Origin of the sequence: Citrobacter sp. wls718 (genome assembly GCF_005280945.1) — a bacterium.
In the GTDB taxonomy this organism is placed as follows: domain Bacteria; phylum Pseudomonadota; class Gammaproteobacteria; order Enterobacterales; family Enterobacteriaceae; genus Citrobacter; species Citrobacter gillenii.
Window position 1 is genome coordinate 1 of record NZ_SZWV01000068.1, and the last position, 19,638, is coordinate 19,638.

19 protein-coding genes are annotated in these 19,638 nt (G+C 53.7%); 6 read left to right on the plus strand and 13 right to left on the minus strand.

From position 1 onward, the window contains the following. From FDW95_RS12650 to ybfF, 6 genes are all read right to left on the minus strand, one after another. A partial coding sequence (locus tag FDW95_RS12650; RefSeq protein ID WP_137363521.1) for a sigma 54-interacting transcriptional regulator occupies positions 1 to 1,078 on the minus strand: 1,078 nt, incomplete at its 3' end. Positions 1,079 to 1,354: 276 nt separating this feature from the next. Continuing rightward, positions 1,355 to 1,807: a ferric iron uptake transcriptional regulator gene (fur, locus tag FDW95_RS12655; RefSeq protein ID WP_115259076.1), complete on the minus strand. Its 453-nt coding sequence runs from the start codon at positions 1,805 to 1,807 to the stop codon at positions 1,355 to 1,357. After that, positions 1,800 to 1,886, minus strand: a complete 87-nt coding sequence (locus tag FDW95_RS12660; protein WP_115259075.1) for a ryhB-regulated fur leader peptide — start codon at positions 1,884 to 1,886, stop codon at positions 1,800 to 1,802. Before FDW95_RS12660 ends, fur begins: the two co-directional genes overlap by 8 nt. A 210-nt stretch (positions 1,887 to 2,096) precedes the next feature. Further along, the gene (gene fldA / locus FDW95_RS12665; protein ID WP_167456047.1) at positions 2,097 to 2,627 is read right to left on the minus strand and encodes a flavodoxin FldA; all 531 of its coding nucleotides are present in this window, start codon (positions 2,625 to 2,627) and stop codon (positions 2,097 to 2,099) included. A gap of 280 nt (positions 2,628 to 2,907) precedes the next feature. After that, the gene (gene ybfE / locus FDW95_RS12670; protein WP_096757867.1) at positions 2,908 to 3,195 is read right to left on the minus strand and encodes a LexA regulated protein; all 288 of its coding nucleotides are present in this window, start codon (positions 3,193 to 3,195) and stop codon (positions 2,908 to 2,910) included. Between the two features lie 128 nt (positions 3,196 to 3,323). After that, positions 3,324 to 4,097, minus strand: a complete 774-nt coding sequence (gene ybfF, locus FDW95_RS12675; RefSeq protein ID WP_115259073.1) for an esterase — start codon at positions 4,095 to 4,097, stop codon at positions 3,324 to 3,326. 195 nt (positions 4,098 to 4,292) lie between these two features. Between ybfF and seqA the strand changes: the two genes are divergently transcribed. After that, the gene (gene seqA / locus FDW95_RS12680) at positions 4,293 to 4,835 is read left to right on the plus strand and encodes a replication initiation negative regulator SeqA (protein ID WP_096757864.1); all 543 of its coding nucleotides are present in this window, start codon (positions 4,293 to 4,295) and stop codon (positions 4,833 to 4,835) included. 24 nt (positions 4,836 to 4,859) lie between these two features. Next, positions 4,860 to 6,500 carry a phosphoglucomutase (alpha-D-glucose-1,6-bisphosphate-dependent) gene (pgm, locus tag FDW95_RS12685; protein ID WP_115259072.1) on the plus strand — a complete coding sequence of 547 codons (1,641 nt, stop codon included), beginning with the start codon at positions 4,860 to 4,862 and terminating at the stop codon, positions 6,498 to 6,500. Between the two features lie 98 nt (positions 6,501 to 6,598). Here pgm and kdpE read toward each other — a convergent pair whose 3' ends face one another. The 6 genes from kdpE to kdpF are packed head-to-tail and all read right to left on the minus strand — an operon-like array spanning position 6,599 to position 14,380. After that, on the minus strand, positions 6,599 to 7,276 hold the full coding sequence (gene kdpE, locus FDW95_RS12690; RefSeq protein WP_115259071.1) for a two-component system response regulator KdpE: 678 nt from the start codon (positions 7,274 to 7,276) through the stop codon (positions 6,599 to 6,601). After that, complete coding sequence (kdpD, locus tag FDW95_RS12695) at positions 7,273 to 9,957, minus strand: two-component system sensor histidine kinase KdpD (protein WP_115259070.1); 2,685 nt, start codon at positions 9,955 to 9,957, stop codon at positions 7,273 to 7,275. Before kdpD ends, kdpE begins: the two co-directional genes overlap by 4 nt. A gap of 10 nt (positions 9,958 to 9,967) precedes the next feature. Beyond that, positions 9,968 to 10,534, minus strand: a complete 567-nt coding sequence (kdpC, locus tag FDW95_RS12700; RefSeq protein ID WP_115259069.1) for a potassium-transporting ATPase subunit KdpC — start codon at positions 10,532 to 10,534, stop codon at positions 9,968 to 9,970. An 8-nt stretch (positions 10,535 to 10,542) separates the two neighbouring features. After that, the gene (kdpB, locus tag FDW95_RS12705; protein WP_115259068.1) at positions 10,543 to 12,591 is read right to left on the minus strand and encodes a potassium-transporting ATPase subunit KdpB; all 2,049 of its coding nucleotides are present in this window, start codon (positions 12,589 to 12,591) and stop codon (positions 10,543 to 10,545) included. Between the two features lie 20 nt (positions 12,592 to 12,611). Further along, positions 12,612 to 14,291 (minus strand): potassium-transporting ATPase subunit KdpA, encoded by a 1,680-nt coding sequence (gene kdpA / locus FDW95_RS12710; protein ID WP_115259067.1) that lies wholly within the window; start codon positions 14,289 to 14,291, stop codon positions 12,612 to 12,614. Then, positions 14,291 to 14,380: a K(+)-transporting ATPase subunit F gene (gene kdpF, locus FDW95_RS12715; protein WP_008456132.1), complete on the minus strand. Its 90-nt coding sequence runs from the start codon at positions 14,378 to 14,380 to the stop codon at positions 14,291 to 14,293. The genes kdpA and kdpF overlap by 1 nt, the downstream gene beginning before the upstream one ends. Positions 14,381 to 14,687: 307 nt before the next feature. Between kdpF and FDW95_RS12720 the strand changes: the two genes are divergently transcribed. The 4 genes from FDW95_RS12720 (at position 14,688) to FDW95_RS12735 (ending at position 18,085) form a co-directional block, all read left to right on the plus strand. Further along, positions 14,688 to 14,894: a YbfA family protein gene (locus FDW95_RS12720; RefSeq protein WP_096757857.1), complete on the plus strand. Its 207-nt coding sequence runs from the start codon at positions 14,688 to 14,690 to the stop codon at positions 14,892 to 14,894. A gap of 96 nt (positions 14,895 to 14,990) precedes the next feature. Then, on the plus strand, positions 14,991 to 15,560 hold the full coding sequence (locus FDW95_RS12725; RefSeq protein ID WP_137363522.1) for a DUF1722 domain-containing protein: 570 nt from the start codon (positions 14,991 to 14,993) through the stop codon (positions 15,558 to 15,560). An 18-nt stretch (positions 15,561 to 15,578) separates the two neighbouring features. Beyond that, positions 15,579 to 16,997: a deoxyribodipyrimidine photo-lyase gene (gene phrB, locus FDW95_RS12730; RefSeq protein WP_115259065.1), complete on the plus strand. Its 1,419-nt coding sequence runs from the start codon at positions 15,579 to 15,581 to the stop codon at positions 16,995 to 16,997. 161 nt (positions 16,998 to 17,158) lie between these two features. Then, the gene (locus FDW95_RS12735; RefSeq protein WP_115259064.1) at positions 17,159 to 18,085 is read left to right on the plus strand and encodes an Rpn family recombination-promoting nuclease/putative transposase; all 927 of its coding nucleotides are present in this window, start codon (positions 17,159 to 17,161) and stop codon (positions 18,083 to 18,085) included. Between the two features lie 52 nt (positions 18,086 to 18,137). On the opposite strand, the gene dtpD is transcribed toward FDW95_RS12735, so the two are convergent. Then, positions 18,138 to 19,619: a dipeptide permease DtpD gene (gene dtpD, locus FDW95_RS12740; RefSeq protein WP_115259063.1), complete on the minus strand. Its 1,482-nt coding sequence runs from the start codon at positions 19,617 to 19,619 to the stop codon at positions 18,138 to 18,140. Positions 19,620 to 19,638 lie beyond the last annotated feature (19 nt).

The window sequence follows — 19,638 nt, forward strand, 5'->3', positions numbered from 1 at the left end:
TGCTTATTCGCACCTTCCCTAAGTGTAAAGAGAGGCACTGATCTGCTTGAGACTTTGCAAAACGCGTGGCACTCAGGCAGGTGATGGTATTTTTTAATTCACCGATATTTCCGCTGTAGATGTGTCGTTTTAAGACGTTCAGCACCTGTGGGGACAGTTTGATATTGCGCTTGAGCAGTTTCGACTCATGCAGGAAAAAGGCATAAATAAACTGGATTTTTTCCGCTTCACCGCGCTGTTCCAACGAAGGAATGGCAATATTCAGCGGGATACGACGTATAAACGTGTCCAGAAAATACTCTTTGGGCGAGACGGTTGTGGCGAAAATCAGTCTGACCTGAGCGCTGATTTCTTTTTCGCTTTCCCCCATGCGACGAAAACGCCCGGTATCCATAAAGGTGAATAACTTTTCCTGACCCTCCGGATGTAAGCGGTGGATCTCATCCAGAAATAGCACCCCTCCATCGGCTTTTTGCAGAAGTCCTTCGCTGGTTTTATCTGCCCCTGTAAATGCACCTTTGATATAGCCAAAGAGGTGACTCGAAAGTAATTCAGGGTTGTTGGCATATTGAGCACAATTGAACGCAATAAATGGCGCGGTGGGGGGCAGGATTTTCTTCTCCACAGCTCGCTGCCAGGATAATTGTGCCAGCATGCTCTTACCGCTGCCGGTCGGGCCATACAGCATTACTGACAGACCGTGAGGGGGATAACAGATCGCGGTATTCAATTTTTCTATAACGGGGACTAAACTTCCCTGGGAACCGATCAATCCGGCAAACGTGTCTTGTTGTTTATATTGATGCTTTTTTAGCTCAGCGGCGCCTGAGAAGACGGACTGACTGACACGAAAAAACTGTTCTTCAAAAACGGCTTTGTGCAGAAAATAGACGGGCCGGGTATTCAGTTTTATGACCAGATTATCGTCAATGAGCTGATTCAGATAGTGGCTGATGGTATTACGCTTCACATTGAAGTGTTCTGCCATCGTTTGGGCCGTATGAAAGTCGTCCAGCGAGTCAAAAGAAAAATGACGGGTCTCTTCTGCCAAAAATGCAAAGATCTCTTCTTTTAACACCGTGAGCCTCTTAACTGTTCCATGCGGGTTCTAACGTCTGGTGCGCATATAAAAGTAACAAAAATAAAATGTTGTGGGACATCATGGCTCATTTGGAGTTTTTGAGTCATCACGTTTTCTACGCGTGTTATTTTGATTTAGCCGCGGGGGAGGTTATCACATTTTGCGGATAGTCGGCGGATGGTTGGCGGTGATTGTGACTATTTCGTACTTAAATTTTACTGATACGTTAATCCCCGGCTCAACGTTGAGCGGGGGACTGACGTGATTCAAAACTTATTTTGCAACACCGTCGTGCGCATGCTCATCTTCGCGGCAATCGCCTTCAGCGCAGTGGCCGTAAAGATAGAGGCTATGATTCGTTAAACGAATACCATGTTTAGTGGCAATCTCACGCTGGCGCGCTTCGATAGAGTCATCGCTGAATTCGACCACTTTGCCACAGTCGAGGCAAATCAGGTGATCGTGATGATGCTGTTGAGTCAGTTCGAAGACGGATTTGCCCCCTTCGAAATTATGGCGGGTCACGATACCGGCATCATCAAACTGGTTCAGTACGCGATACACGGTCGCCAGACCAATCTCTTCACCCATATCGATCAGGCGTTTGTATAAGTCTTCCGCACTGACGTGATGGTTATCCGGTTCCTGAAGAACTTCCAGAATTTTTAAACGAGGAAGCGTTACTTTCAGGCCAGCCTTCTTTAATGCGGTATTGTTGTCAGTCATGCGGAATCTGTCCTGTAGCTAAACGGTTCACTTCATTAAAAGAAGTGACAGAAATTGCACTTGAGATAATGCGTATCATTATAGAACTGCCACGCCTAAATGAAAACTGCAAGCCTCTGGCAAATATTGTTAATCAAAACGTGGTATCGCCAACAAACACACTGTGCAATACCCGATTGGCATCCAGCCATTGTACAGGGTCAGGCGAGAAAGTTACAAATTTGTAGCAATTATTTTGATTGGTTTTATCTATTGATGCGGCACAGATGAAGATCTGCGCCGCACGAAATTAGGCGTTAATAATCTCGTCGAGATGCAGTTCTGCTGAAATCTGCTTAACCCATTTTTCAACGCGTTCTGCGGTCAGTTCAGGCTGGCGATCTTCATCGATAGCCAGGCCGACAAAGTGGTCGTCGTCGGCCAAACCTTTGGATGCTTCAAAGTGGTAACCCGCCGTTGGCCAGTGACCGACGATGGTTGCGCCGCGCGGTTCGATGATGTCGCGAATCGTGCCTAACGCATCGCAGAAATATTCTGCGTAATCTTCCTGATCGCCACAGCCAAACAAAGCAACCAGTTTACCGTTAAAATCAATGTCTTCGAGGGTCGGGAAGAAGTCGTCCCAGTCACACTGCGCTTCGCCGTAGTACCAGGTCGGGATGCCGAGCAGCAGAATGTCATACCCTTCCAGGTCTTCTTTGCTGCTTTTTGCAATGTCATGTACATCGGCAACGTCTTTACCAAGCTGTTTTTGAATCATTTTTGCGATGTTTTCGGTATTACCGGTGTCGCTGCCGAAAAAGATGCCAGTGATTGCCATGAGTAAAATAACCTCTTGAAACTTATTGAAATGGTGGTGGCGCATTGCCCACGGATAAGGGCAATCATAGCAGAACAGTCAGGCATGCGGAAACAGCAAACACGCTGGACTGCACTCTGTGCTACACGATTTATGATTTATACCCGTCATACTTCAAGCTGCATGTGCGTTGGCTTTCCTCGCTCACCCCAGTCACGTACTTATGTACACTCCTGGAGATTCGCTGCGTCGCCGCCTTGATGCAACTCGAATTATTAAGGGTATAGAGCAGAATTTCAGACTATGCCTGACCACGCAATGTGGCGAGTTGGATCATCAGCATTTCTTCAATGAGTTCACTGCGGCTCATATTACGCGCATCAGCCAGCTCATTCAGCGCGTCAACGGCGTCGGCGTTCAGTTTCAGTTCGACACGCTTAAGCCCACGAACTTTGTCGCGTTTAAGCTGATTACGTTTGTTAATACGTAACTGTTCATCACGCGAAAGCGGATTGGTTTTGGGTCGTCCCGGGCGACGCTCCTGCGCGAACAGATCTAATGTCGTACGGTCCGTTTGTTCTTTGGCCATGATCTTGGTGACTTCGGGGAAACAATCAGCCAGGCGTCTGCCCGGATGGATAGCGCGCCATCATACATCAGCAGGGGAGGCGCGCCAACGCCCACGCACGTAATCGCGCGCGGACGCTGAGTTTTTAATCAGTTAGCCAGTTCTGTCAAATAACGACGGATGGCGCGCAGCACGGCTTCGGGTTTTTCTGCATGCACCCAATGGCCCGCGCCGGCAATAACATGTGCCCGTGCCTGGGGAAATTGCGCCAGCAATGGGGCTCGATACGCTTCAGTAACGTACGGTGAGTTCCCCCCAGGGATGAACAGCGCCGGGTGATCCCAGGCCGGAATGGTTTCCCAGCCGACAATATGCGGATACTGATCCCACAATACCGGGACGTTAAAGCGCCATTCACCGTCTATAAATGATTTCAGCAGAAACTGGATCACGCCTTCTTCTTTAAGATGTTGGCGCATCACGCTAGCCGCCTGCTGGCGCGACGCGGCTTCTGTATCCGTCACCGCATTAATCGCCGCAAATATCTCATCGTGACGGCGGACCTGGTAATCAACCGGGGCAATATCGATAGCCACCAGCTTATCGATACGTTCCGGTGCCAGGGCGGTTAGCGCCATCACGGCTTTGCCCCCCATTGAATGGCCAATAAAGGTGGCTTTTTCTATCTGTTGGGCATCCAACGTATCCAGCAGATCTTGCGCCATCGCCGGGTAGTTCATCTCCGGAGAACGGGGTGAGAGGCCATGATTTCGCATATCAACCTGGATGATATTGTGATCGACAACCAGAGAGCGGGCCAGTATGCCCAGATTGTCCAGGCTGCCAAACAGCCCGTGCACCAGGACGATGGGAGAATTATTGTGCAGGTTTTGTGCAGATTGCGCTCGGATATTCAATTTCATGGCAAAGTTCTTTTTTTCACGCTAGCGGGTTAGGGTATCATGTTGACCATTCTGCCACACGGCTGCAACAACTACGGTTACTCCGAGTTTTATCAGCCACCGGGCTTGACGCTATCCGCTGTTGGGATTTGCCTTTACACTACGCGTGTACAGTCCCAACAACTTGTATTCAGCTAAACACCGCACTGGATTAAGATGAAAACGATTGAAGTTGATGATGAACTCTATAGCTATATTGCCAGCCATACCAAGCATATCGGCGAGAGCGCATCCGACATTTTACGGCGTATGTTGAAGTTTTCCGCTGCATCACAGCCTGCCACGCCGGTGGTGAAAGACGTCCGCGCCGTGCAACCTGTCGTGGAAGCCAAGCCGGTTAACCCTGTAAAAGACAAAGTGCGCGCCATGCGTGAACTGCTGCTTTCCGATGAATATGCGGAACAGAAAAAAGCAGTGAATCGCTTTATGCTGGTGCTGTCTACACTCTATTCACTGGATCAACACGCGTTTGCCGAGGCAACAGAATCGTTGCATGGTCGCACGCGCGTCTATTTTGCAGCGGATGAACAGACGCTGCTGAAAAATGGTAATCAAACCAAGCCGAAACACGTGCCAGGCACGCCGTATTGGGTGATCACCAACACGAATACCGGCCGTAAATGCAGCATGGTTGAACACATCATGCAGTCAATGCAATTCCCTGCGGAATTGATTGAAAAGGTTTGCGGAACAATTTAATCCTTGCATTAGAAGGACCAGGCAATGGCAATCCACAATCGTGCAGGTCAACCTGCACAACAGAGTGATTTGATTAACGTCGCCCAACTGACGGCACAGTACTATGTACTGAAACCAGAAGCAGGGAATGCAGAGCACGCCGTTAAGTTCGGTACGTCCGGGCATCGCGGCAGTGCAGGTCGTCACAGTTTTAACGAACCGCATATTCTGGCTATCGCTCAAGCGATTGCTGAAGAACGTGCGAAAAACGGAATTACTGGCCCTTGTTATGTGGGCAAGGACACTCACGCGCTGTCTGAACCGGCATTTATCTCTGTACTGGAAGTGCTGGCGGCAAACGGTGTTGATGTCATCGTGCAGGAAAATAACGGCTATACGCCAACGCCCGCCGTGTCTAACGCTATCCTGGTCCACAACAAAAAAGGCGGCCCGTTGGCTGACGGTATTGTGATCACACCGTCCCATAACCCGCCGGAAGATGGCGGGATTAAATACAACCCGCCAAACGGTGGTCCGGCAGATACTAACGTCACTAAAGTGGTGGAAGACAGGGCCAATGCACTACTGGCCGATGGCCTTAACGGCGTGAAACGTATTTCACTGGATGCGGCGCTGGCGTCGGGTCACGTGAAAGAACAGGATCTGGTGCAACCGTTCGTTGAAGGATTGGCAGACATCGTCGATATGGCCGCGATCCAGAAAGCGGGCCTGACGCTGGGTGTTGATCCGCTGGGTGGCTCCGGTATCGAATACTGGAAGCGTATTGCTGAGCACTACAAACTGAATCTGACCATCGTTAACGATCAGGTTGATCAGACCTTCCGCTTTATGCATCTCGACAAAGATGGCGCCATCCGTATGGACTGCTCTTCTGAGTGTGCCATGGCGGGTCTGTTGGCGCTGCGTGATAAGTTCGATCTGGCGTTTGCCAACGATCCGGACTACGACCGTCACGGCATTGTTACCCCGGCTGGGTTGATGAACCCGAACCATTATCTGGCGGTGGCAATCAACTACCTGTTCCAGCATCGTCCGCAGTGGGGCAAAGAGGTTGCTGTCGGTAAAACGCTGGTGTCCTCCGCGATGATTGACCGCGTGGTGAATGACCTGGGTCGCAAGCTGGTGGAAGTGCCGGTTGGCTTTAAATGGTTCGTTGACGGTCTGTTTGACGGCAGCTTTGGCTTTGGCGGTGAAGAGAGCGCGGGCGCGTCATTCCTGCGTTTCGACGGTACGCCATGGTCGACGGACAAAGACGGGATCATCATGTGCCTGCTGGCGGCGGAAATTACCGCGGTTACCGGTAAAAATCCGCAGGAACACTATAATGAACTGGCCGCGCGCTTTGGTGCGCCAAGCTACAACCGTTTACAGGCTCCCGCGACGTCTGCGCAGAAAGCAGCGCTGTCTAAACTGTCTCCGGAAATGGTTAGCGCCAGTACGCTTGCCGGTGACCCGATCACTGCACGTCTGACCGCTGCACCAGGTAACGGTGCCTCCATTGGCGGTCTGAAGGTGATGACCGACAACGGCTGGTTTGCCGCACGCCCGTCCGGTACCGAGGACGCCTACAAGATTTACTGTGAAAGCTTCCTCGGCGCTGAGCATCGCCAGCAGATTGAGAAAGAAGCGGTTGAGATTGTCAGCGAAGTGCTGAAAAACGCATAAGGCGTAGACCGGATGACGATGCTCGCGTCGCCATCCGGCATGAATTATAAAAGCCGGATAGCTTATATGCTGATCCGGCTTTTTTATTCAGCATCTGTTCACGGCATAAACCGATAACCAATCCCGGTTTCGGTAATAAAGTGACGTGGACGGGCCGGGTCCAGCTCGAGCTTCTGGCGCAAGTGCCCCATATAGATTCGCAGGTAGTGGCTGTGTTCGACGGCATTGGGTCCCCATACCTGGTTTAACAACTGGCGTTGGGTGAGCACTTTACCCGCGTTGTTCAGCAGGACCGCCAGCAGACGAAACTCAATCGGCGTCAGATGTATTTCCTCTTCACCACGGTGTACCAGCCGCGCGGCAATATCCACTTTAATGTTTGAGAATTGAACCACCGGTTCGGGCGTTTGCCCGGTTGCGTGGCGGCGTAAGGCCACGCGTAAACGCGCCTGCAGCTCGCCAATACCAAACGGTTTGCTGAGATAATCATCGGCGCCGGCGTCCAGCGCGGCGATTTTGTCGCTCTCCTCACTGCGGGCAGAAAGCACAATCACCGGGATGGCACTCCATTGTCGCAGGTCGCGAATAAAATCGATGCCGTCACCGTCCGGCAGGCCGAGATCGAGAATGATGAGATCGGGTTTTCGCGTGGCCGCTTCCAGCAGGCCACGTTGCAGCGTTTCTGCTTCGTAAACGCGCAGGCCATCGGCTTCCAGCGCGGTGCGCAGAAAGCGGCGAATGGCCTGTTCATCTTCAACAATCAGTACGTTTGTCACATATCCTCATGAAAATCTTCAAGTTCAGGGGGCGTTTCCTGCGGGAGTGTAACACGGAAGCATGCACCACCCTGCGGTCGATTGTGGGCGGTAATCGTCCCGCCGTGTACGTTCACAATCGCCTGACAAATAGCCAGTCCCAGCCCTACGCCCGGTACAGAGGATTCTTTGTTTCCCCGGGAGAACTTGTCGAAAATAGCGTGCTCCAGGCCCGCTGGAATGCCGGGGCCGTTATCCCATACATCCAGAAGCAAATGCTCACCTTCTACCTGCGCATCAATGCCGATTTGCGCCTGTGGACCTGCGTACTTAATGGCGTTTTCCAGCAGGTTAATCAGCACCCGTTCAAACAGTGGACCGTCAACGTGAATCAGCGTCAACGGCGCCGGAAGCGACAGATTAATCGGCGCGGCTAAACCAGGTTCCAGCATTTGCAGGGCGCTACCTACTACTTCTTCCAGCGTTAACCACTCCTTCTTAAGATTAAAGCCGCCAGATTGGATCCGCGCCATATCCAGCAAATTATTGACCAGCCGGGTGGTATTGAGCACGTGCTGGCGAATTTCGCTGGCCTGGCGGGCGTGGGGAGAACCTTCGCTGGCGAGATCCAGCGTTAAAATCTCCGCCTGACCGAACAGCACCGTGAGTGGTGTGCGTAAATCATGGGAGAGGGCCGCCAGCAGGGCATTGCGGATGCTCTCTCGTTCGCTGGCCAATCGCGCCAGTTCTTCGCTGGCGGTCAGCGTCAGGCGTTCGAGCGCACTGGCAACCAGCAGGGTAAAAGTTTCCAGCAGACGCTGCTGTTCCGGGATCATCAACTGACGCAGGTTTCCCGGCTCCACTACCAGCAGCCCGTGCGTTTTGTCAGCGCTTTTCAGCGGCAAGATTTGATACGGCACGCCGGGGAGGGTATCGGTGCCGGCACCTGCCGGTTGTCCTTTATCAAAACTCCATTGGGCAATGGCGTCATCCCACGGCGTCATGCCCTGCTGCTCTGTCAGCGGTGCCAGCTTTCCGTGCTCATCCGGCAATAACACCTGGCTGCGGGCCTGAAAGGTGGAGGCGATAAACTGTTCGCTGGTGGTGGCGATATCTTTCTGGCTACGTCCCACGGCCAGCGCTTTGGACATCTCATACAGATGACGCGTTCGCTGCTCCCGATAACGCGCGACCCGCGCCTGATAGCGCACGCCTGCGGTCAGATTCCCAATAACCAGACCAACCGTTAACATGACCGCAAAAGTGAGCAGATACTGGACGTCTGAGACGGCAAGCGTCCCGCGTGGCGCAATAAAGAACAGATCGAAGCTGGCGACGTTGATCATGGTCGCCACTACCGAGGGCCAACGACCATAAAACAGGGCGATAACCACCACGCCTAACAGATAGAGCATCACCAGATTGGCGGCATCAAAGGTAACCAGCCATTGCATGGCAATCAGCGTGGTGATGGCGCACAGCGCGGCGGCCACCACACAGCCCTGAATTTGTACCCGCCATTTATCCTTAAAGGTGCGGGTATCCATGGTTTGGGCTGCCGCGCGTGGTGGAGGCTCGTCCAACGCGACAATCATCAGATCGAGATCAGGGGCACGATGAGCCAGCTTGTCGGCAAAGGAATCGCTGCGCCACCAGCGGCGCGTGGTTGGCCGTCCCAGCACAATTTTTCCCAGGTTATGCTCCCGGGCGTAGCGAATCACCGCCTTGTCTTCGGCGGGAGCGGAAAGGGTGGCGGTTTCCGCACCCAGTTCCTGTGCCAGCCGTAGCGCGCTTAAGATCGCACGGCGCTGTTTTTCCGGGAGCTGATGCAGCGCCGGGGTTTCGACATACACCGCGTGCCACACGCTGCCAAGGCGAGCAGCCAGACGTGCGGCGGTGCGTACCAGCTTTTCACTGCCGGTATTGTGTCCAATACACAGCAAAATAGCGTCGCGGGTGTGCCAGACTTTTTCCTCTCCCGGTCGTCCTCGCCAGGCGCGCATTTGATCGTCTACTCGATCGGCGGTACGGCGTAGGGCCAGTTCGCGCAGGGCGATTAAATTACCTTTGCGAAAGAAATGTTCGATTGCCCGTTCCGCCTGACCGGCGATGTAGACCTTGCCTTCGTTGAGGCGCTGGCGTAAGTCGTCAGGCGGCAGATCGACCAGCACCACATCATCGGCGGCATCGAAAAAGGGATCGGGGACGGTTTCACGCACTTGGATACCGGTCACGCCGCTGACCACGTCGTTCAGGCTTTCCAGATGCTGCACGTTAACGGTAGTAAAGACATCAATGCCCGCTTCCAGCAGCTCTTCAATGTCCTGCCAGCGGCGGGGATGGCGCGAGCCTGGCGCATTGCTGTGCGCCAGTTCGTCCATTAATATCAGCGCCGGGCGGCGGGCGAGGGCCGCATCAAGATCGAACTCGCTGATGCGTCGCCCGCGGTGAGTCTGACGTTTTAACGGCAGTACGGCGAGACCGTCCAGCAGCGCGGCGGTCTCTTTGCGTCCGTGGGTTTCCACCACACCGATCAACACATCCAGGCCTTGCGCCCGCAGCCGCTGGGCCTCTGCCAGCATGGCCCAGGTTTTACCCACGCCGGCACAGGCACCGAAGAAAATTTTCAGTTTTCCACGATGCGGGGCGGTCGTTTGTTCCAGTAAACGGTCCGGATCGGGGCGTAAGGGTTCGCTATGCATGTCCTTTGTCTCAGTGCTTATCCAGCGCTAAATTAAGTTCCACCAGGTTCACCACCGGTTGACCGATAAAACTGACCAGCGGCTTTTGCGTGTATTGTGCAACCAACTGCGTAACCTCTTCAACGCTGAGGTTGCGCGCATGTGCCACGCGTGGAATCTGCCAGGCAACGGCCTCTGGCGTCAGGTTATTATCCAGCCCACTGGCGGATGCGGTTACTAACTCCACAGGAACGACAGGGCTGGCCTGCGGGTTGGCGGCACGCAGCGCGGCGATCCGGCTTTGTAGTTGCTTATCCAGTTCCGGGTTGCTGGCGGCCAGATTACTGCCACCCGAACCCATTGGATTATAGGGTATTTCCGCCGTTGCTGACGGGCGTCCCTGAAAATATCCGGCGGCGGTAAAGTGTTGCCCGATGCGTTCAGAACCGCGGATCGTCTGACCTTCGCGGATGAGCGATCCGTTGGCCTGATGGGGAAACCACCACTGCCCCAGTGCGGTGGTCAACAGCGGGTAGACCCCGCCGGTAATAAGCATCAGGAAAAATAATGTTGATAATGCAGGACGTAATCCACTCATCTGAAACCTCACACCAGACCCAGCAGGGTCAGCAGTAAATCAATCACTTTAATGCCGATAAATGGCACGACCAGGCCGCCGAGGCCGTAAATCCACAGATTGCGGCGTAACATGGCGGAGGCGGACAACGGTTTGTAGCTCACCCCTTTCAGTGCCAGTGGGATCAGAAAGACAATCACCAGCGCATTGAAGATAACCGCGCTGAGGATCGCCGAATCCGGCGAATGCAGACGCATCACGTTAAGCGCGTTGAGCTGCGGATAGGTGGCGGCAAACGCCGCCGGAATAATGGCAAAATATTTGGCGACGTCGTTGGCAATACTGAAGGTGGTCAGTGAACCGCGCGTCATCAGCATCTGTTTGCCAATGTGGACCACTTCGATAAGCTTGGTGGGGTTAGAATCAAGGTCCACCATGTTGCCCGCTTCTTTAGCCGCCTGGGTCCCGGAGTTCATGGCGACCGCAACGTCTGCCTGCGCCAGTGCGGGGGCGTCGTTCGTGCCGTCACCGGTCATTGCCACCAGACGGCCTTCCGCTTGGTACTGACGAATCAGCGCCAGCTTAGCTTCCGGTGTGGCTTCGGCTAAAAAGTCGTCCACCCCGGCCTCCGCTGCAATCGCGGCGGCAGTCAGACGGTTATCGCCGGTAATCATCACCGTTTTGATACCCATTTTGCGTAGCTGGGCAAACCGTTCTTTGATCCCGCCTTTGACGATATCTTTCAGGGCAATGACGCCCAGAACGCGCGAACCTTCGACAACCACCAGCGGCGTCGCGCCAAGACGGGCAACGTTTTCCACTTTCTGTTCGACATCTGCAGGGAAGTGTCCGCCGTTGGCCTCAACGTGACGACGAATGGCGTCGACCGAGCCTTTACGGATCATGCGGTTGTCGATGTTAATGCCGCTCATCCGGCTTTGCGCGGTGAACGGCACAAACGTGGCGTGCAGCGATTGCACATCGCGTATGCGCAGATTAAAGCGCTGTTTTGCCAGAATCACGATGCTGCGACCTTCCGGCGTTTCATCCGCCAGTGATGAAAGCTGTGCCGCGTCGGCCAGCGTTTTTTCGTCGACACCGTGGGCGGGAATAAAATCTGATGCCTGACGGTTACCCAGCGTAATGGTGCCGGTTTTATCCAGCAACAGTACGTCGACGTCACCTGCTGCTTCGACCGCCCGCCCGCTGGTGGCGATCACGTTCGCGCCGAGCATTCGGCTCATACCGGCCACGCCAATCGCCGAGAGTAGCCCACCAATAGTTGTCGGGATCAGGCACACCAGCAGGGCAACCAGCACCGTGACGCTAACTGCACTGCCGCCCCAGGCGGAGAACGGCCACAGGGTGGCGGTTGCCAGTAAAAAGACGATGGTCAGGGCTATCAGCAGGATTGTCAGCGCGATTTCGTTGGGCGTCTTACGCCGCTGGGCGCCTTCAACCATGGCGATCATCCGGTCGAGGAAGGTTTCACCGGGGTTCACGCTGCATTCGATAACCAGCCAGTCGGAAAGAATGCGGGTCCCGCCGGTTACGGAAGCAAAATCACCGCCGGACTCACGGATAACCGGCGCAGATTCCCCGGTAATGGCGCTTTCGTCCACCGATGCGCCGCCTTCAATCACCTCGCCGTCGCAGGGAATAATATCGCCTGCTTCCACCAGTACGATATCGCCTTTGCGTAGTTCCTCTGCGGGAACATGATCCATTTCTGCACCGTATTTCGGTTCACGCAATTTACGGGCAAACGCCGTCTTCTTAACGCCTTTCAGGCTGTTGGCCTGAGCTTTACTGCGTCCTTCCGCCAGCGCTTCGGCAAAATTGGCGAAAAGGACGGTGACCCACAGCCAGAGGCTTATCGCACCGGTAAACAGGGGATTGCCTGTCATGTGCCCGGTTGCCATTGCAACGGTTAACAAGGTTGTCAGCAGGCTGCCCAGCCAGACGATAAACATCACCGGGTTGCGCCACTGAGTATGTGGGCTTAACTTTTTGACTGCGTCCATCAGCGCGTGTGCGACCAGAGACGGTTCGAACAGTGCCAGTTGTTTGCGACTCATAACAATGTGCTCCGCATCGCTCAACGTAAAGAGAGGTATTCTGCGACCGGGCCAAGCGCCAGTGCAGGAATAAAGGTGAGGGCGCCAACCAGTAACACCGTACCGATCAACAACCCGACAAACAGTGGGCCGTGAGTGGGGAGCGTCCCCTGGCTTGCCGGTTGGCTCTTTTTACCCACCAGCGAACCGGCAATTGCCATCACCGGAATAATGACCCCGAAGCGGCCGAAGAACATGCACAACGCCAGCAGGCAGTTCCAGAAGGGGCTGTTAGCGCTTAACCCGGCAAAGGCGCTGCCGTTGTTGTTGGCGGCAGATGACACGGCGTACAGTACTTCGCTGAAACCATGCGGGCCGGGGTTGAGCATGGCGCTGCGTCCGGCGTCGCTCATCATGGCTATCGCTGTACCGAGCAGCACCAGCGCAGGCGTCACCAGAATCGCCAGCGCGGTCATTTTCATTTCCCGCACGTCGATTTTCTTACCCAGATATTCCGGCGTGCGCCCGATCATCAGTCCGGCGATAAACACCGCCAGCAGGACGAATAGCAGCATGCCGTACAAACCGGAGCCCACGCCGCCGAACACCACTTCGCCAATCTGCATCAACCACATCGGTACCATCCCGCCCAGTGCGGTGAAGGAGTCGTGCATCGCGATGACCGCCCCACAGGAGGCCGCCGTTGTGACGACCGCGAACAGACTGCTGACCAGTACGCCAAAGCGGCTCTCTTTCCCTTCCATATTGAGACTGCTGTCTGCGCCAAATGCCAGCAGATGCGAGTTCCCTTGAACTTCCGCCCACATCACAATCGCCACGCAGATGACAAAAATCAGCGACATGGCCCACAGTAAGGTGCGTCCCTGACGGCGATCGCCCACGACATCGCCAAAGGCAAAGCACAGGGCGGCAGGAATGCAAAAGACAGCCAACATCTGCACCATATTGGTCAAGGCGGTTGGGTTTTCAAACGGATGCGATGAGTTAGCATTAAAGAAGCCGCCGCCGTTGGTACCGAGCATTTTAATGGCCTCTTGTGAGGCAACCGGTCCCATTGGTAACAGCTGTTTTACGCCTTCAAGGGTAGTAAGTGACTGATAGGGCAGCAGGTTTTGCAGCGCGCCTTGCTGAATAAAGAACAGGGCGATAAGCAGAGAAAGAGGGAGCAGGATCCACAGCGTAATGCGCACCAGATCCACCCACGCATTGCCCAGGGTATTCATACTCTGGCGCGTAAAGGCGCGGATTAGGGCAAAAATCACCGCAATACCGGTCGCCGCAGACAGGAAGTTCTGCACGGTTAAGCCAGCCATCTGACTAAAGTAGCTTAAGGTGGTTTCGCCACTGTAAGACTGCCAGTTGGTATTGGTGACAAAACTCACGGCGGTATTCAGCGCAAGATGCCATGACAGCCCCGGTAGCTGCTGAGGATTCAGTGGTAACAAGTTTTGCGCCATCAGCAGGGAAAACAGCACCAGCAGACCCAGGATATTGAGCATCAGGATCGCCAGCAGGTACTGTTTCCAGTTCATCTCATGTTGTGAAACGCCTAACCCGCGCCAGAGAATACGCTCAACACCGGTTACGCCCGGAAGGGGGATGTTGGTGATGAGTCGTGCCAGCACGGCACCCAGCGGTCTGGCGATGACAAATAACACCAGTAAGAAACTGGCGATGAGTAAAAATCCTTGTGCCGCCATCAGAACGCCTCCGCCTTAATCAGGGCATACACCAGATAACCGAGTAATAAAAAAACCAGCACAATGCCAGTTATCACGCCTGCACTCACGGTGCACCTCCTGTGACATCAATGTGATAACCAGAGCGTAGGTTTTTGGTTGCAAAGATTTCGCAAAAATTGGCGGGTGGGGTGTAAAAAAAGTATAAAAATGGCAAAGACCGTTATTTAACTAATGATTAGTATTAATTTAACTTTTATGTAACCTAATTACAGTTTTAGGCTAAACGGAGCATCAATAGATAAAAATAAGTGGTCGGATGAGTAGCAAAATTACACACAAGGCGGTATTATTTTCATCAGTTAACCAAATTTATTTTCCGGTGCTATTCACCGAACAGATATAGGGGAGAGGATTATGGACTTGTATAAAGAATATCCAGCGCACATTGTCTTATTACGCCGTACTTTCGCCGTCGTGGCGGGCGTGCTGGCGCTGCCGGTCATGCTGTTCTGGAAAGACCGTGCCCGTTTTTACAGCTACCTGCACCGCGTCTGGTCGAAAACCAGTGATAAACCGGTGTGGATGGATCAGGCTGAAAAAGCGACCTGCGATTTCTATTAAGTCATCGTAATTGCTAAAAAAACCGCCAACAGCAATGTGGCGGTTTTTTTATGCACGGACGTCTACACTTACCCAAATAACGGATAAGGAGTCGTGATGAGCAAGAGAATTCCTGTGGGTATCCACACCTGTGTTACGGCACCTGCGGTTGGTTGTTCTGCCAGAGAAGCCTGCCCGTTTGACGACAGTGCCCTGGTGCGTATTTATGCATTGCATGAACTGTATAAGCTTCACCAGCGGGGGCTAACGCGCGGAGCGTTGATTGACTATCACACCCGCTACAAACTGATCCTGCTGGCGCATTCCCAGCCAGAGTATCGTGAACTTGGCCCCTTCGTTGCGGCCATCCACGAATGGCAAAGTCTTGAGGCGTTTTTTAATGAGTACCGCTTACGACTGACGCATTTGCTGTTCAATAATGCAACCCGACGTAATCACACCAATGTCCTGATGCACGTTCAGGGTTATTTCCGCAATCAACTCGATCTGCATCAATGTCAGGAACTGACCTCGATAATCGATAGCTATCGACGTGAAGCGCAGCCACTGCTTGCACCGTTAATGCTCATCAAACACTATATGGCCGAGCACCCGAACACCTGGCTGTCCGGGCAACGTTATTTTGAACTCTGGCCGGCAATTCTGGATTTGCGCGGCAAAAATTAATTTATCTGCGGGAGTTTTATGACCACGCATCTGGTCTGGTTTCGGCGTGATTTGCGCCTGCATGACAATCTTGCTCTTGCGGCGGCGTGTCGGGATCGTTCAGCCCGGGTGCTGGCGCTATATATCGCCACCCCAGAACAATGGGCGGCGCATGATATGTCTGCGCGTCAGGCGGCGTTTATCAGCGTGCAGTTGAATGCGCTACATGCGGCGTTGGCAGAAAAAGGGATCCCGCTGCTGTTTCATGAAGTTGCCGATTTTGCTGCCAGCGTGGAGACAGTAAAACGTGTTTGCGCGCAGCATGACGTCAGCCGACTGTTTTATAACTATCAGTATGAAATCAACGAACGGCAGCGTGATGCAAGGGTCGAGAAGCAGTTGCCTGACATCGTGTGCGAAGGCTTTGATGACAGTGTGATCTTACCCCCGGGCGCGGTTATGACCGGCAATCATGAAATGTATAAAGTCTTTACGCCGTTTAAAAATGCCTGGCTGAAGCGAATTAAAGACGGCATTCCGGAATGTGTTAGCGCGCCAATGGTGCGGGATAGTGGGGCGCTCACCGCGCCGTTAACGCCACTCACGCTGAATTATCCGCAGCAGGATTTTGATGCAGCACTTTTCCCGGCGCAAGAAAAACGGGCTATCGCGCAGTTACGCCAGTTTTGTCAGCAGTCAGCGAGTGACTATGAGCAACAGCGTGATTACCCGGCCATTGAAGGCACCAGTCGCTTGTCTGCGAGTCTGGCCACGGGCGGGTTGTCGCCGCGTCAATGCCTGAACCGTCTGTTAGTCGAACAGCCGAAGGCGCTAGAGGGCGGTGCCGGGAGCGTTTGGCTAAATGAACTTATCTGGCGTGAATTTTACCGACATTTAATGACCTGGTATCCGGCGCTGTGTCGGTATCAACCGTTTATTCGCTGGACTGACCGCGTGCAATGGCAGAACAACGCGGCGCATCTTCAGGCGTGGCAGACGGGAAATACGGGATACCCCATTGTTGATGCTGCGATGCGCCAGCTTAACGCTACCGGCTGGATGCATAACCGTTTACGCATGATCACCGCCAGCTTCCTGGTGAAAGATCTGCTGATTGACTGGCGTAAAGGGGAGCAGTACTTCATGTCGCAACTGATCGACGGCGACCTGGCGGCCAATAACGGTGGCTGGCAGTGGGCTGCGTCTACCGGAACCGATGCTGCACCGTATTTCCGCATTTTTAACCCTACAACTCAGGGGGAGAAATTCGACCGCGACGGTGAGTTTATCCGCCGGTGGGTTCCCGAGTTGCACGAGGTACCTGGTAAAGCAATCCACGACCCGTGGACGTGGGCAGAAAAAGCGCAGGTTACCCTCGATTATCCCCGTCCGATTGTAGATCATAAACAGGCCAGGCTAGCGACGCTGGCGGCCTACGAGGCGGCACGCAAGGGGTGAGCGTGCGGTCGATTTCTGCGTACTACCATCCGGTAGCATGAATGCGTTGCTGCCGGGCGCATTTAGAATTGGAGCGTGTACGCAAGGCTGTGAATGCCTGGATGCACGCGTCACGCTCGGGCAGTAAAGTCCCGTCATCTTCTTTCAGGTGACGGAACACGATGACAACGCCAGCGACGTCCACACCGCATGATGCGGTATTCAAAACATTTTTACGCCATCCCGAAACAGCGCGCGATTTCCTCGACATTCACCTTCCGGCTTCTCTGCGGACGCTTTGCGATTTATCCACGCTGAAACTGGAGTCAGAGAGCTTTATCGACGCAGATTTACGTTCCCGCTACTCCGATGTGCTCTGGTCTTTACACACACGCGAAGGCGATGGTTATGTTTATGTTGTTATAGAGCATCAGAGTTCAGCCGATCCGCATATGGCTTTTCGTCTGCTGCGTTATGCGATGGCAGCTATGCAGCGCCATCTGGACGCCGGGCACAAGGAATTACCGCTGGTTATTCCGATGCTGTTTTATCATGGCTGTCGAAGCCCGTACCCGTATTCACTGTGCTGGTTGGATGCGTTCGCCGATCCCGTGGCGGCAAAGCAACTTTATGCCAGCGCATTTCCGCTGGTGGATATAACGGTTGTGCCAGATGACGACATCATGGCTCACAGGCGAATGGCGTTGCTGGAACTGATGCAAAAGCATATCCGTCAGCGGGATTTGATGGGGCTGGTAGAGCAACTGAGCACACTGCTACTAACAGGTTGCACTAATGACACGCAGCTACAGGCGATGTTTAATTACATTCTGCAATCCGGCGATGAATCTCGTTTCACTGAATTTATGCAAGAGATGACGCAACGGATCCCCCAACACAAGGAGAGGCTGATGACTATTGCGGAGCGGTTACGGTTAGATGGAGTACAGGAAGGACTGCAACAAGGGCTGCAACAAGGACTACAGCAAGGTAAGCAAGAAGCCGCGTTGCGTATTGCGCTAACCATGCTGGCACAAGGAATAGATCGCGAAATGGTATTACTGATTACCGGTTTGGCTGAAGAGGATTTGGCAGCGAATAATGCGTAACCGTCTGATAAAAAACAGGCCCGACTCATATGACATCATCGGGCCTGTTAACTCAGGACTCTAGCGCCAGCGCGCGTTTTTTAAATTTAAGTGACTGGTACAGCCAAATCAGCAGCACCAGCGCCACGCAGGCCAACGCACCCCAGGTAATTTCGCTAAAGACGTCAATATACGCGTTGATGGAATAGTTGATGGCCCCGGAGGCATCAAACGCGCCTTGTGACGTCTGGTCGGCAATCACCCCCGCCAGATAGTTGGCAATAGCGCCGGACAGCAGCATATAGATTCCGGTTAACACGCCGGTGACGCCAGGGATCTCAATGCGCGTAATCTGCGACATGGCGACCGGGTCGATAAACAGTTCGGCAAATCCCATTACCGCCAGCCCCAACACCATCAGCGGCATCGAGGAGTGGCCGTAAGCGGCGGACCAGCGGGCGCTTAAGGTCAGAATACAGAATCCGGCGCTCATCAACCCTAGGCCGAGGGCAAATTTTCCCCAGATGCGCACGGTACGATTACCACTGACGCTTTCTTTGACTACCCAGGCCAGCACGATGCCGCACAGCATCACGGCAAAGGCGTTAACCGACTGGAACATGGCGGTAGGAATGGAATATCCCAGAATATCGCGATTCACAAAGCGGTCGATATACAGGCTGATGGAGCTGCCGCCTTGCTGTGCAAAGGCCCAGAATAACAGACTGAAGAACGTTAGCGTGACGATAAGCCCCAGTTCTTTGCGCTGCTTTTGCGTTTGTGCCTGACGGTAAATTTTAGCCAGAACGGCCAGACCAATGACGGTGGCGACGATTAGCGCATATACGGACCACTCTTTCCAGAACAGAACGGTAATTAGCAGCGGTGCGGCGACCAGCAGCACTAACAGCCAGGCCCAGTTTGGCAGAACAAACGTTCTGGCACACAGGACCGTTTTGTTGACGCCGGTTGTATGGGCGAAATGCCGGTTGCCGCACAAGAAAATCACCAGTCCTGCCAGCATACCAATTGCGGCCAGCGCGAAGCCCATCGCCCAGCTGTATTCTTCCTGCACATAGCCACAGGCAATGGGGGCGATAATCGAACCGATATTTCCGGCGGCGTAGAGCAGTGAGAACCCGCCGTCGCGGCGCGGATCGTCGTTGTGATACAGCTCACCCAGCAGGCAGCTAATGTTGGATTTAAACAGACCGTAGCCGCAGACAATGATCGCCAAAGATAAATATAGGAACGCTGGCGCCATTTCACTGGCACCCAGTACCAGGTGTCCAACCGCCATTAACAATGCGCCAATCATCACCGCCATACGGTTACCAAGGACCTTATCCGCCAGGTATCCGCCAAGAATAGGCGTGACATACACCAGCGAACAGTAAGCGCTGAACAACGCATACGCATGAGTATCGTTGTACTTGAGTTGGTTGGTGAGATACAGGATCAGCAGGGCGCGCATGCCGTAAAAACTGAAGTATTCCCAAATTTGCAGCGCGACGACGTAATAAATTGCGCGTGGCTGAGATGCGTGTTTATTCATTCTATTCTCGAAGTAAATG

Coding starts and splice junctions, on each gene's coding strand:
- seqA (WP_096757864.1), top strand. CDS start 4,293: ATGAAAACGATTGAAGTTGATGATGAACTCTATAGCTATATTGCCAGC.
- pgm (WP_115259072.1), top strand. CDS start 4,860: ATGGCAATCCACAATCGTGCAGGTCAACCTGCACAACAGAGTGATTTG.
- kdpC (WP_115259069.1), bottom strand. CDS start 10,534: ATGAGTGGATTACGTCCTGCATTATCAACATTATTTTTCCTGATGCTT.
- dtpD (WP_115259063.1), bottom strand. CDS start 19,619: ATGAATAAACACGCATCTCAGCCACGCGCAATTTATTACGTCGTCGCG.
- FDW95_RS12735 (WP_115259064.1), top strand. CDS start 17,159: ATGACAACGCCAGCGACGTCCACACCGCATGATGCGGTATTCAAAACA.
- FDW95_RS12720 (WP_096757857.1), top strand. CDS start 14,688: ATGGACTTGTATAAAGAATATCCAGCGCACATTGTCTTATTACGCCGT.
- kdpB (WP_115259068.1), bottom strand. CDS start 12,591: ATGAGTCGCAAACAACTGGCACTGTTCGAACCGTCTCTGGTCGCACAC.
- FDW95_RS12725 (WP_137363522.1), top strand. CDS start 14,991: ATGAGCAAGAGAATTCCTGTGGGTATCCACACCTGTGTTACGGCACCT.
- phrB (WP_115259065.1), top strand. CDS start 15,579: ATGACCACGCATCTGGTCTGGTTTCGGCGTGATTTGCGCCTGCATGAC.
- kdpD (WP_115259070.1), bottom strand. CDS start 9,957: ATGCATAGCGAACCCTTACGCCCCGATCCGGACCGTTTACTGGAACAA.
- ybfE (WP_096757867.1), bottom strand. CDS start 3,195: ATGGCCAAAGAACAAACGGACCGTACGACATTAGATCTGTTCGCGCAG.
- FDW95_RS12660 (WP_115259075.1), bottom strand. CDS start 1,886: ATGATACGCATTATCTCAAGTGCAATTTCTGTCACTTCTTTTAATGAA.
- kdpA (WP_115259067.1), bottom strand. CDS start 14,291: ATGGCGGCACAAGGATTTTTACTCATCGCCAGTTTCTTACTGGTGTTA.
- ybfF (WP_115259073.1), bottom strand. CDS start 4,097: ATGAAATTGAATATCCGAGCGCAATCTGCACAAAACCTGCACAATAAT.
- fldA (WP_167456047.1), bottom strand. CDS start 2,627: ATGGCAATCACTGGCATCTTTTTCGGCAGCGACACCGGTAATACCGAA.
- fur (WP_115259076.1), bottom strand. CDS start 1,807: ATGACTGACAACAATACCGCATTAAAGAAGGCTGGCCTGAAAGTAACG.